The sequence below is a fragment of the Shewanella sp. Sh95 genome, assembly GCF_001308045.1.
Taxonomy (GTDB): domain Bacteria; phylum Pseudomonadota; class Gammaproteobacteria; order Enterobacterales; family Shewanellaceae; genus Shewanella; species Shewanella xiamenensis.
Window position 1 is genome coordinate 1 of the sequence record NZ_LGYY01000018.1, and the last position, 12,193, is coordinate 12,193.

At 46.7% G+C, this 12,193-nt stretch carries 14 protein-coding genes; 1 reads left to right on the top strand and 13 read right to left on the bottom strand.

Features of this window, described 5'->3' with window-relative positions; all coding sequences use genetic code 11:
- Nucleotides 1-162 precede the first annotated feature (162 nt).
- From acpS to rpoE, 11 genes are all read right to left on the bottom strand, one after another.
- Nucleotides 163-546, bottom strand: a complete 384-nt coding sequence (acpS, locus tag AEA42_RS00825) for a holo-ACP synthase (RefSeq protein WP_037415612.1) — start codon at nucleotides 544-546, stop codon at nucleotides 163-165.
- The gene (pdxJ, locus tag AEA42_RS00830; protein WP_037415609.1) at nucleotides 546-1,283 is read right to left on the bottom strand and encodes a pyridoxine 5'-phosphate synthase; all 738 of its coding nucleotides are present in this window, start codon (nucleotides 1,281-1,283) and stop codon (nucleotides 546-548) included. Before pdxJ ends, acpS begins: the two co-directional genes overlap by 1 nt.
- Nucleotides 1,284-1,372: 89 nt before the next feature.
- A complete protein-coding gene (gene recO / locus AEA42_RS00835) occupies nucleotides 1,373-2,074 on the bottom strand; it encodes a DNA repair protein RecO (RefSeq protein WP_037427573.1) in 702 nt (233 codons plus the stop codon).
- Between the two features lie 49 nt (nucleotides 2,075-2,123).
- On the bottom strand, nucleotides 2,124-3,143 hold the full coding sequence (gene era, locus AEA42_RS00840) for a GTPase Era (protein ID WP_037427575.1): 1,020 nt from the start codon (nucleotides 3,141-3,143) through the stop codon (nucleotides 2,124-2,126).
- On the bottom strand, nucleotides 3,140-3,820 hold the full coding sequence (gene rnc / locus AEA42_RS00845; protein WP_037427576.1) for a ribonuclease III: 681 nt from the start codon (nucleotides 3,818-3,820) through the stop codon (nucleotides 3,140-3,142). The genes era and rnc overlap by 4 nt, the downstream gene beginning before the upstream one ends.
- A gap of 1 nt (nucleotide 3,821) precedes the next feature.
- Nucleotides 3,822-4,739 (bottom strand): signal peptidase I, encoded by a 918-nt coding sequence (lepB, locus tag AEA42_RS00850; RefSeq protein WP_037415598.1) that lies wholly within the window; start codon nucleotides 4,737-4,739, stop codon nucleotides 3,822-3,824.
- Nucleotides 4,740-4,918: 179 nt separating this feature from the next.
- On the bottom strand, nucleotides 4,919-6,709 hold the full coding sequence (gene lepA / locus AEA42_RS00855) for a translation elongation factor 4 (protein ID WP_037415595.1): 1,791 nt from the start codon (nucleotides 6,707-6,709) through the stop codon (nucleotides 4,919-4,921).
- A gap of 167 nt (nucleotides 6,710-6,876) precedes the next feature.
- Entirely contained in the window at nucleotides 6,877-7,350 is a 474-nt protein-coding gene (locus tag AEA42_RS00860; protein WP_055646698.1) for a SoxR reducing system RseC family protein, read from the bottom strand.
- A gap of 11 nt (nucleotides 7,351-7,361) precedes the next feature.
- Entirely contained in the window at nucleotides 7,362-8,294 is a 933-nt protein-coding gene (locus AEA42_RS00865) for a MucB/RseB C-terminal domain-containing protein (RefSeq protein ID WP_037427579.1), read from the bottom strand.
- 12 nt (nucleotides 8,295-8,306) lie between these two features.
- A complete protein-coding gene (locus tag AEA42_RS00870; RefSeq protein WP_055646699.1) occupies nucleotides 8,307-8,918 on the bottom strand; it encodes an RseA family anti-sigma factor in 612 nt (203 codons plus the stop codon).
- Between the two features lie 41 nt (nucleotides 8,919-8,959).
- Nucleotides 8,960-9,538, bottom strand: a complete 579-nt coding sequence (gene rpoE, locus AEA42_RS00875; protein WP_037415584.1) for an RNA polymerase sigma factor RpoE — start codon at nucleotides 9,536-9,538, stop codon at nucleotides 8,960-8,962.
- 189 nt (nucleotides 9,539-9,727) lie between these two features.
- On the opposite strand from rpoE, the gene nadB reads away from it, so the two are divergent.
- A complete protein-coding gene (nadB, locus tag AEA42_RS00880; protein ID WP_037415581.1) occupies nucleotides 9,728-11,341 on the top strand; it encodes an L-aspartate oxidase in 1,614 nt (537 codons plus the stop codon).
- 115 nt (nucleotides 11,342-11,456) lie between these two features.
- Here the strand turns inward: nadB and AEA42_RS22790 are convergent, their stop codons facing one another.
- Nucleotides 11,457-11,897, bottom strand: coding sequence for a protein YgfX (locus AEA42_RS22790; RefSeq protein ID WP_082389595.1), 441 nt, complete (start codon nucleotides 11,895-11,897; stop codon nucleotides 11,457-11,459).
- Nucleotides 11,878-12,126, bottom strand: a complete 249-nt coding sequence (locus AEA42_RS00885) for a succinate dehydrogenase assembly factor 2 (protein WP_088586970.1) — start codon at nucleotides 12,124-12,126, stop codon at nucleotides 11,878-11,880. Before AEA42_RS00885 ends, AEA42_RS22790 begins: the two co-directional genes overlap by 20 nt.
- Nucleotides 12,127-12,193: the final 67 nt, after the last annotated feature.

Here is a 12,193-nt window from a genome sequence, read left to right on the forward strand (position 1 = left end):
AATGCACGGAAATTTAAGCTGGATGGTAAACGGGAAAGGGCATATCCACGAGTCCTTAAAATGAGCAAAAACAAGTTTCCGGTTAGACCAAAGAAAAATGCCGTTCACTCTTAAGTGAACGGCATTAAGCTTAAAGCTCCCTTTTTCGTACAAGGTAAGAGACTAGCGAGACTCGAGGATCACTGTCGCAATGGCATAGGATTTTTCATCTGCGATTGAAATGTGCCCAATCACACCATTGAGCAAAGCTAAACGTTGCAGCGCACCTTCAGTAAAATCAATTGTCGGCGCACCATCAGTCGTATTGCCAATGTGGATATGCTGAAAAGATACGCCACGACCAATCCCCGTCCCCAAAGCTTTAGCGGCGGCTTCTTTGGCGGCAAAGCGTTTAGCTAAATAGCGGCTCGGTTGGCTATGCTGTTGATAGATATCGAACTCAGCCTCTGTCAGTACGCGTTTAGCCAGCTTATCGCCGGAACGTGCCACATGAGCCGTGATACGCTCGATTTCAACTATGTCAGTGCCAAGCCCAACGATTGCCATTATTCGCCTCGACGACCTTCTAACATCAGCGCTTTCATATCTTTAACCGCTGTCGCTAAGCCATCAATGGCCGCACGCGCGACAATGGCATGGCCGATGTTGAGCTCATACAGCTCAGGGATTGCCGCAATCGGCTTAACATTGTGATAATGCAGCCCGTGGCCCGCATTCACCACCAACCCTTTGCCGTGGGCGTATTTTGCCATTTCGCTGATACGCGCAAGCTCTTTGGCCTCATCCTCAGCCGTTTTGGCATCGGCATAGCAACCGGTATGGATTTCGATAAGTGGCGCGCCAGAGGCGACTGCTGCATCGATTTGCGTCTTATCGGCATCGATAAACAGTGACACTTGAATACCATTGGCGGCTAAACGGCTTACCGCGGCAGTGATTTTATCGAGTTGACCAGCCACATCTAAACCACCTTCAGTCGTCACTTCTTGGCGTTTTTCAGGGACTAAGCAAACGTAGGTCGGTTTAACTTCGCAGGCGATGTTGAGCATTTCTTCAGTCACGGCACACTCAAAGTTCATCCGCGTCTTTAAGGTTTTTGCCAGCAGATACACATCGCGGTCGATAATATGACGTCTGTCTTCCCGTAAATGAATCGTGATACCGTCGGCTCCCGCATGCTCGGCAACCGCCGCCGCATGGACAGGATCAGGATAACTGGTGCCACGGGCCTGACGCAGGGTCGCAATATGGTCGATATTAACACCCAATAAGATACGGCTCATCGGGAACTCCTTTATGTTTGTAAGGCTAGAATTAACGCTAATTTGCGCCCTATTGTACTGGGACAGACAGTAAAAAACAGGAGCTAGGGCTAATTATTCCCATCTCTGTTAGAGGCTGTCGCTTGAATAAACAACTGCCGACTCACCAGCGGCTTGTTTCCGAGCAGGGGTTGCAGCATGGACCGCATCAACCGTTTAGCCTCTAAAAACTGCTCTTGCAACAATTGATTATCGTTAAGCGCGGTTAACATCGCCCCTTGATAGGTATGCTTTGCCCTGCTGTTCAACACAAATTGAAAACCCAGTTCTGGCACGAGTTGATAGTAATGTTCAGGGATCAGCGGTTCACCTTGGGTATCGCGAATAAGGGATGGCATGGCCCCAAGTTCCCGCAAAAGCGCTAGCTCAAGGTATCGCAGCTTCGATTCACAAAACTGCGCCGCAAGTCCTACCAAGGCTTGGTGGTAGATGAGAAATAACGCCTCGGCATTATGGTGAACCGACAGAGTACGCATCAGCAACTCATTGATATACATGCCGGCATACAGGCTATAACCCGATAAAGGCACGGCTGGCGCGGCCGCTTCAATTTGGCTGATGTTTTTGAGTTCTGATTTACCGCTAAATTCAAAAATCAGCGGTTGAAAAGGTTGAAGGATACTTTTGATGGAGCGTTTACCGCTCCCGACACGCGCAACGGCATCGACACGCCCAATCCCGTCGACCAGGAGATTGACCAGCGCGCTAGACTCCCGATAGGGGCGATGATGCAAAACATAACCCCGTTTCATCAATCTGCGCGCTCGTTCATGGTCAGGCTAGGCCTATCATCAGTAACTATTAATCGTCACCGTAACCTAAGCTTCGCAGGGCGCGTTCATCATCGGCCCAACCGGATTTAACCTTCACCCAGACTTCGAGGAACACTTTGTTATCAAACAAGGTTTCCATATCGAGGCGCGCTTGTGTAGCGATGGTACGGATGCGTTCGCCTTTGCTACCAATCACCATCCGCTTTTGGCCTTCTCGCTCGACGAGGATCAGGGCGTTAATTTGGTAAACCCCATTTTCCATCATCTTAAACTGCTCGATTTCAACCGTCGCATCGTAGGGCAATTCATCACCTAAAAAGCGCATCAGTTTTTCGCGGACAATTTCAGAGGCCATAAAACGCTGCGAACGGTCGGTCACATAATCTTCGGGGAAGAAGAATGGATTCTCGGGCAGAGACTCTGCCGCCATATCTAAAATGCGCTTAACGTTAGTGCCCTTACTGGCAGAAATCGGCAGGATCTCATCGAAGGGATACTTCTTGGCCACTTCTTCCAAATAAGGGAAAAGGGCTTCTTTGTCTTTGATATTATCGACTTTGTTGATGGCTAAAACGGTTTTACGCTCTTCACCGCCACGGCGAAGTTTGCTTAACACCATCTCATCATCGGCGGTCCATGTCATGCCATCGACCACAAAAATCACCATAGACACATCGGCAAGCGAGCTCGCCGCCGCGCGATTCATCAAACGGTTAATCGCACGCTGCTCTTCAATATGCAGACCCGGTGTGTCGATAAACACGATTTGACGTGGACCATCGGTATGGATCCCCATGATGCGATGACGCGTCGTTTGCGGTTTTTTCGAGGTAATACTGATCTTTTGCCCAAGCAAACGGTTCAGCAGGGTCGATTTACCCACGTTAGGACGGCCAATAATGGCCACCATGCCACAGTAGGTCACATCATAGTGAACAGACGGCGCTGCTGCGCTCGCTGCATTCATCCTTGCCAGTAATTCATCTAAGCTCGGCTCATTGCTCGCGTTAGCGGCATCGACAGCTGGCAAGTCTGTTTTTTTGGTCATTTCTTAAGTAACTCCAATACTTGAGCCGCGGCAATCTGCTCGGCTTTGCGGCGTGAGCTCGCAACGCCAATCACGCTTTCACTCAAGTCATCTATACGACATTCAACGGTGAATGTTTGATCGTGGGCATCGCCTTCTATGTTGATTACTTGGTAATCGGGTAGCGGCTTCTTTAACCCTTGTAAATATTCTTGCAGTAAGGTTTTAGCGTCTTTTTGATTCACACCGGGTTGAATCTCAGATAAACGCTCGGCATACCATTTAAGCAACAGCTCACGGCACACTTCGAGGTCCGAATCTAAGTAAATCGCACCAATAATCGCCTCAACCGCATCGGCCAGAATCGACTCGCGTCGAAAACCGCCACTCTTTAATTCGCCAGGACCGAGGAATAAATAATCCCCAAGTTTAAAGGCTTGAGCAATCAAGGTCAGCGTATCGCCACGCACTAAAGTGGCGCGCATCCGGCTTAAATCACCTTCAGTCGCCTTAGGAAACTGATGATATAAGGCATCCGAAATGACTATCGATAAAATCGAATCACCTAAAAACTCTAAACGCTCATTGTGCTTATTTGCCGCGCTTCTATGGGTCAACGCTTGGGTTAGAAGGTCAATATTCTTAAACTCATAGCCCAATGTACGACACAAACGTGGCAAATTTTTAATCGGTTCCATACTAGTGAATTCCACCTACACGTTCAAAGCGCACACCGCTTGGTACCCAGGTTGGCAGGAAATCGGCTTTTGAACGGTCAAACTCAAAACTGATCCAGATAGCCACCGCTTTGCCGACAAGATTTTCTTCAGGGACAAAGCCCCAGAAACGGCTGTCGGTACTGTTATCGCGGTTATCACCCATCGCAAAGTAATGGCCTTCGGGAACAAGAAATTCACCCGCGGGTAAATTGCCATCACGCTTGAAATAACCCAACATATCAGGACGGCTTGGATTAATTAAAATATCGTGTGCCACTTCACCGAGTTGCTCTTTATAACGCAGTAAAGGCACACCATCTTGGCTGTAATCACCACGGCTGATTTCGGTACGCGCCACCAGTTCTGGCTCAGGGCAATTGGTTTGCTCCGCGCCACAGGCCTTTTGGATCATCAACTGTTTATTGCGGTAGATAATCCTATCGCCCGGTAAACCTACAACACGCTTAATGTAATCAACCTGAGGATTCTCTGGGTACTTAAAGACGATCACATCACCACGTTTGGGCTCGCCCGTTTCAATCAGTTTAGTGCGCCATACGGGATCTTTTAGGCCATAACTAAACTTTTCAACCAGAATAAAATCGCCCACTAACAGCGTTGGCATCATTGAACCCGATGGAATTTGAAATGGCTCATAAATAAACGAGCGCAGGATCAGCACAAAGGCAATCACCGGGAAGATAGAGTGCGCAGTCTCAACCACAGTGGGTTCACGGATAATATTGTATTCGGCTTCCTCAGTTAAATTGGCCTGAGAAGCCTTGGCCAAGGCTAAGCTTTCACGGCGTTTAGGCGCAAATACCAGCACATCGACTAACCAGATCAACCCTGAAATCAGAGTGACTAGCACTAAAATAATGGAAAAATAGGCTGCCATTACGTATTGAACTCCTGCCTTGAAATGTAAAGATCTAAACTCAGCGACTATTGTATTTCGACTCGCGAACTTTAGTTAACTTACCGCATTTATAAAAAAACACCACAAAACATACGATAAGCTAAGTAAAGCGCCGCAAACTGCGGCGCAATAATAGCTAAATTGTGTTATCTCGAGTGTTACTCGTTTAGCTTAAGTACCGCTAAGAACGCCTCTTGTGGCACCTCAACGTTACCAACTTGTTTCATCCGTTTCTTACCCTCTTTTTGTTTATTTAAGAGTTTCTTCTTACGGGAAACGTCACCACCATAACACTTAGCTGTTACGTCTTTGCGTAACGCTTTTACGGTAGAACGGGCAATAATCTGGCTACCGACCGCGGCTTGAATCGCGATATCAAACATCTGCCGCGGAATAAGCTCTTTCATCTTCTCAACCAACGCCAAACCACGGTGACGAATATTCGAACGGTGAATAATCATCGCCAGCGCATCCACGCGGTCGCCGTTGATCAGAATATCTAAGCGCACCATGTCCGCCGGATCGAAGCGGATAAAGTTGTACTCTAATGACGCATAACCACGGCTAGTTGATTTTAAGCGGTCAAAGAAGTCCATCACCACTTCCGCCATTGGCAGATGGTAAGTCACGGCCACTTGATTACCGTGGTAAACCATATTCACTTGAGTACCGCGTTTTTCGATACACAGCGTAATTACGTTACCTAAGTATTCTTTTGGTACCAGAATATTGGCTTCAACAATCGGTTCACGCATCTCTTCGATGTTGTTAATTGCAGGCAAATCTGCTGGATTATCAACATAGATAGTCTCACCACTGGTCATCAGCACTTCATAGACTACCGTAGGTGCGGTCGTGATGAGGTCAAGATCGTATTCGCGCTCTAAACGTTCTTGAATGATTTCCATGTGGAGCAGGCCTAAATAGCCAATACGGAAACCAAAGCCTAACGCAGATGAACTTTCAGGCTCAAAGAACAATGAGGCATCGTTCAGGCTGAGTTTGTTCAGTGCATCACGGAAGTTTTCATATTCATCGGTAGAAATCGGGAACACACCAGCATAAACCTGAGGCTTCACTTTTTTAAAGCCGGGTAATGGCTTATCGGCACCATTTTTAGCCAGTGTTAAGGTATCACCCACTGGCGCACCGTGAATTTCTTTAATACCTGCGATAACGAAACCAACTTCACCAGTTTTTAGCTCAGTTTTATCGGTTTGTTTTGGCGTGAAAATACCGACACGATCTGCGGTATGGTTTTGCCCTGTAGACATCACCTTGAACTTATCACCCTTCTTGAGCACGCCATGTTTAATACGCACTAAAGAAACAACGCCTAAGTAGCTGTCAAACCACGAGTCAATAATGAGGGCTTGCAACGGCGCATCTGGATTGCCTTCTGGCGGTGGAATTTGCTCGACGATAACCTCTAATACATCATCAATACCCACACCGGTTTTTGCAGAACAACGCACCGCGTTCATCGCATCAATACCGACGATGTCTTCAATCTCGGCGGCAACACGCTCAGGATCAGCTTGAGGTAAGTCGATTTTGTTCAGGATAGGTACCACGTCCAGATTCATATCCAGCGCAGTGTAACAGTTTGCCAGCGTTTGAGCTTCAACGCCTTGGCCAGCATCCACCACAAGCAGCGCACCTTCACAGGCGGCTAATGAACGAGATACTTCATAGGAAAAGTCGACGTGACCAGGGGTGTCAATAAAGTTGAGTTGGTAGGTTTCGCCATTTTTGGCTGTATATTCCAACGTAACGCTCTGCGCCTTAATGGTAATACCGCGCTCACGTTCTAAATCCATAGAATCAAGAACTTGTGCATCCATTTCACGGTCGCTTAAACCGCCACAAACCTGAATAAGACGATCTGACAGCGTCGATTTACCATGGTCGATATGGGCAATAATTGAGAAGTTTCTAATGTGTTTCATTATGCTGCTATGACTAATACTGAAAAATGGATACGGTTCAAAGGTGGGAAATTGTACCTGATTGCGGATTCAATACCAATCAGATTCACTCATAGTTGTCTTTATGTCGAAAAATGCCGCCCTCAGCAAAAGTTTATTGTCTAATTGAAATCAATAACAACATGAAATCAAAAAGATAATTTATCTAAACTGATCCCTGTGCCTAAATAAGCTAAAATCACAGGTTGCGAATCTACTTCAAGCTGTTTTGCCTTACGTTTTCCAAAGAACCAAGCGGCTAACGCGCCTAAAGCAGCAAAGCCTATCGCACAGAGATCCGAATTGATTACTAACAAACTAGCAAAAAACTGCCCTAATAATGCACCCGCAAATAAGCCGAAGAGTGGCGTCAAATAAACCAAGGCAGCCGCTTTCAAGATAACACTCTCTGGTAGCCCCAGCTTTAGCAGTTCACCAACCTCACAGGCACGTTCACTCTGAATAGAGAATTGCTGTGTCTTTGCAGAAAAAGCCTGTGCAACAGCAGACGTCCCGCAGGACTCACTGCTACTGCAACTCTTGCAGGTGCTTTTAAGCTCGACCTCAACGGTGAGCCAACCTTGATTATCACAGGCGACAACCCGCGCCACTTCTTCCATCATGATGAACCGCTCTATTTTAACATCAAACTTTTCGCGATACGGGCTAAGGTCTCAGTTGGCACTTTACCCACAGCCACCACTTCAGCATTACCGACTTTTTCTGACACTAAAGATAAGCCATTACGCGTAATTAACTCTTCAGGCAATGGCGTTGCTCCAGCCCGAGCAACATAAATAGAAATATTGGCTAAGCCGTCAGTCAAGGCAATATATTCAACCGCCTCGTGGCTACCAATCAAACGGTGATGATCACGCACTACTACGCTAAATCCAGCGGGGAGCCAAGAAAACTGCCAATTTTGTCCATCTTGACGTTCAGCTTGATCGATCACAGCAGGCCATTCTTGCTTGTAGGCTTCCTGTAGAATCGATGGTGGCTCGCTAAATTCAATTAATTCAATCACCATTAGTTGTTCAAGCAATTGCTTATCTTGAGTCAACATGTCATATCTGAGTGGCAAATAGGTGTCCATATCTAACCAGATTTGGAAACCATATCGGTATTCATCATTAGGCAACAAGCGGATCATTTGCCCTGGGCGCCCAGCAATGCGAGTGCGGCCACCTAATACAAATTGATAACCCACTTCTAAATCGCTCATTTTTGATGAGAAAGCCGCAGGCCACACGCCCTGAATATGATTAGAGATGATACTGTACGCAGGTTGGTCATGTTCGATAAAGGTGACTCTATTGCCCACTCTTACCGCATTTTTGGGAGGACCGTTGAGGTACTCAAGAAAGGCAACTTCTTGATTATTCACCTTACCGTGAAGATAAACCAAAGGCCGAATATGGTCGGCCTGAAGTTGTATAATCGATGCTTTAAATTCTTTCTCTTTTAAAGCCTGGCTCATTTTCTCAAGCCAGACTTTGGCAGGCATATCTTCCTGCGCCACCGCAGGAAATACCAAGGCTAACAAAGCCAACAGGATTAGACGCAAGCTAACTCCTTACTACTGATTGACAGGAACGGGAATAACCTCGCTATTGTCTTCTACAACGGCACCCGTATTCAATCGTTGTTGTAACATATGATCCTGTATATACGTATTAATTCGGCGACGTTGCTCGTTCATTTGGTCATTAGTGTAGCTCTGATTTTGTTGAACAGGCCCCGTCTGTAAGCTCACTGGCGACGCACTACCCATCAGAGGACGAGTAACAAGCACAGGTGATGGCGACGCGGCATCATCAGCTGTTTGGTTAAAGTTCTGTACGCCGACGATGGCAAACATGGCCACAGTAGCGGCAATTGCATACTGACCAAACTGCTTAAATAGTGGCACTACGCGGTTTTTATCCGTTGTAACTTGTTCAGTAACGCCTATCGGAGCCTTGGCTTGGGGCGAGACAATGGCAGGCTCAAGCTCAATTGCAGCAGCAATACTTGCACTAAGGTCTAACGCCATAGTCTGGGGTAATTCACCCCGCATAGCATCACCTATCAAATGATAGTTACGCCATTTATTATGTGAATGCGTATCGGCAGCAAGTTCTGCCATCGTCTGCACATCTGTCTCTCCATCGACAGCGGCTGATACCCATTCTTGACCTAATTTATCCATTGTTCACCTGTCTAAATTTAAGGGTTTCTTAAAATAAGAATTTAGGCTTCCAGCAAAGGCTGAAGCTTTTTATCGATTGCCTCACGGGCTCGGAAAATTCGAGATCTTACCGTTCCAACAGGGCAATCCATGATGATGGCAATATCTTCGTAACTCATCCCATCGAGTTCACGCAATGAAATCGCCATACGTAATTCTTCCGGCAATGTTTCTAATGTTTCGAAAACCACTTTCTTGATTTCATCCGATAACATTAGTCGCTCTGGGGAGGCAAACTCCTTTAGCGCATCACTACCTTCATAATATTCGGCATCCTCGGCATCGACATCATTTGCAGGCGCTCTGCGCCCCTGTGATACGAGGTAATTCTTAGCCGTATTAACGGCTATGCGGTACAACCAGGTATAAAACGCACTTTCACCACGAAAGTTTGGCAAAGCTCGATAAGCTTTAATAAACGCTTCCTGTGCTACATCAGCAACGTCGGCTTGGTTACGCACGTAGCGCGAAATCAAGCTAATCACTTTACTCTGATATTTAAGCACTAACAGGTTAAAAGCGTTTTTATCTCCCCGTTGTACGCGCTCAACTAATTGTTGATCACTTATTTGTCCACTCATCCGAGCCGACTTCTCCCAAATCTAAAATGCTGATTTCTCAGTCGCTCGAATCATATTCACTTATGTAGACTCGCGTGCTTTGAAAAAGTTCTAAGAATTATACAAAAAAAGTAAGGTTAAAAGGAAAGTACCCATAATTCGTCAGTTGGTTTACCATAGATGGTACTCTCAGTCATAGCATGATACCCGATGAAACAAGTAGTTGAACACCAATCTGACATATTAGTCATAGGTAGCGGTGCCGCAGGTCTGACACTAGCTTTGCATCTTGCTGAAAAAGCAAACGTAATTCTGCTTTCAAAAGGCCCTCTCTCGGAAGGGTCGACATACTACGCGCAGGGCGGTATCGCCTCCGTCTTCGATGAAAGTGATACTATCGAATCCCATGTAGCCGATACATTAGTGGCTGGTGCTGGTTTGTGCGATAAAGAGGTGGTGACTTTTACCGCCGAAAACGCCAAGAGTGCAATGCAATGGCTAATCGAATGTGGCGTGGCTTTCGATAAAGAAGAAGCCACGGGGAACAATGCTAAAGATGCCCCTTATCACCTTACCCGCGAAGGCGGCCATAGCCATAGACGCATTCTACATGCTGCGGATGCAACGGGCAAAGAGGTGCAGACCACACTGCAAGAACGTGCCCTCGCCCATCCAAACATTCAAGTTTTAGAGCGCTATAACGCCATCGACCTTATCACCACCCGCAAATTAAATCGCCCCGGTAATCGCGTGTTAGGTGCCTATGTGTGGAACCGAAATGCCGAGCAAGTTGAAACCATCAAGGCTAAGTTTGTCGCTTTAGCCACTGGCGGTAGTTCTAAGGTTTACCAATATACTTCAAATCCCGATGTGGCTAGTGGTGATGGTATTGCGATGGCATGGCGTGCAGGTTGCCGCGTTGCCAACATGGAATTCAATCAATTTCATCCAACCTGCTTATACCACGCTGATGCCCGTAACTTTTTACTCACCGAAGCACTGCGCGGTGAAGGTGCCTATTTGCGTCGCCCTGATGGCAGCCGCTTTATGCCAGACTTTGATGAACGTGCAGAGTTAGCTCCCCGTGACATCGTTGCCCGCGCTATTGACTATGAGATGAAACGTCTCGGTGCCGATTGCGTGTATCTGGATATCAGCCATAAAGATGCTGACTTTGTAATGAAGCATTTCCCGACGATTTACAGTCGCTGCTTAGAACTCGGTATTGATATTACAAAGGACGCTATTCCGGTCGTCCCGGCAGCCCACTATACCTGTGGTGGGGTGATGACAGACTTACATGGTCAAACCGATCTCAATGGTCTCTATGCCATTGGTGAAGTCGCTTATACAGGCCTGCATGGCGCCAACCGCTTGGCAAGTAACTCGCTGCTTGAGTGCTTGGTATTTGCGCGGGCAGCCTCCCAAGATATTGAGAGTCAACTGCATAAAATCCCCTTACCAGGCCCAATCCCCGCATGGGATGAAAGTAAAGTTTCTAATTCTGATGAAGAAGTCGTTATCGCCCACAACTGGCACGAACTGCGCCTGTTTATGTGGGACTATGTGGGTATCGTACGCTCAGATAAACGCTTAGAGCGTGCACTGCGCCGCTGCTTGATGTTGCAGCAGGAAATCCAAGAGTATTACAGCAACTTCAGAGTCAGCAATAACCTGCTTGAACTGCGTAACTTAGTGCAAGTGGCGGAACTCATTATTCGCTGCGCGATGGAACGTAAAGAAAGTCGAGGGCTGCACTATAATATTGACCATCCTGAAAAGTCAGCTTCTCCGCTACCGACCATTTTGCAACCTGAAAAATAAGCGGATAGCTTAACTTAAACGCTTTTAACGGGCTAAATCTTAACAAGGATATAGCCCGTTTGTTATTTAGACGGTGTGAAAGTCGCATCACTCATAGTTCAGATTCAGATTTAGATTAAAGTAGTTCGTGTTGGCTCACCGCCTGAGTTTTAACTTTAAGTAATAGCCTGCACAAGTTGCGATAATCTGTATCACTAAACATATCCGCCCATAGAGGTAAGAGATGCAACTTATTTGCAGATTGATAATAAACCAAGCAGATAAACGGCGTTACCCAAGTTCTGGGCAATACGTGAAACGCCTCCCCCGTTGATAGCCAGCCTTCTCCTTGACCATTAAGCTCAAAACGGCAATGCCATTTCCTCAGTTGCCATAACTGAGAGCACAAGAATCCCAATATTAAGACGGCGAGTATAGCCCTCAGTCCATGTAGTACTGCGGTATCCGTTTCTGGCCAGAGAAGTAAAGAAGTGCTACAGACACAAACAAATACGACCAACGAGAGACGTTGGTCAAAGGAGGCTTTTACACTAAAACTATGGCGCAGCTCGGCCACGGACTTGCACTACCATGCGGGCAAGCTCAGGATCAGGGCAAACTTCATGACCCATAAACCATGCAAATAATTCAGGATCTTCACACTCGAGCAAACGAATAAACAGGACTTTATCTTCATCAGACAAATCCTGATAAACATTCTCAACGAAGGGCTGGAACAAAACGTCTAATTCGAGCATTCCGCGGCGACATGCCCAACGGACCCGTGCAATGTTCATTAACTCCAAGTTAATCTCTCCCAAAACAAAATTCGCCTTAGTCTACCAGTTCAGTCCATGGAGTGTCGATGCAAGC

Bases quoted from the DNA above. Each gene is read 5' to 3' on its own strand.
- acpS (WP_037415612.1), bottom strand. From the start codon at position 546: ATGGCAATCGTTGGGCTTGGCACTGACATAGTTGAAATCGAGCGTATC.
- pdxJ (WP_037415609.1), bottom strand. From the start codon at position 1,283: ATGAGCCGTATCTTATTGGGTGTTAATATCGACCATATTGCGACCCTG.
- recO (WP_037427573.1), bottom strand. From the start codon at position 2,074: ATGAAACGGGGTTATGTTTTGCATCATCGCCCCTATCGGGAGTCTAGC.
- era (WP_037427575.1), bottom strand. From the start codon at position 3,143: ATGACCAAAAAAACAGACTTGCCAGCTGTCGATGCCGCTAACGCGAGC.
- rnc (WP_037427576.1), bottom strand. From the start codon at position 3,820: ATGGAACCGATTAAAAATTTGCCACGTTTGTGTCGTACATTGGGCTAT.
- lepB (WP_037415598.1), bottom strand. From the start codon at position 4,739: ATGGCAGCCTATTTTTCCATTATTTTAGTGCTAGTCACTCTGATTTCA.
- lepA (WP_037415595.1), bottom strand. From the start codon at position 6,709: ATGAAACACATTAGAAACTTCTCAATTATTGCCCATATCGACCATGGT.
- AEA42_RS00860 (WP_055646698.1), bottom strand. From the start codon at position 7,350: ATGATGGAAGAAGTGGCGCGGGTTGTCGCCTGTGATAATCAAGGTTGG.
- AEA42_RS00870 (WP_055646699.1), bottom strand. From the start codon at position 8,918: ATGGATAAATTAGGTCAAGAATGGGTATCAGCCGCTGTCGATGGAGAG.
- rpoE (WP_037415584.1), bottom strand. From the start codon at position 9,538: ATGAGTGGACAAATAAGTGATCAACAATTAGTTGAGCGCGTACAACGG.
- nadB (WP_037415581.1), top strand. From the start codon at position 9,728: ATGAAACAAGTAGTTGAACACCAATCTGACATATTAGTCATAGGTAGC.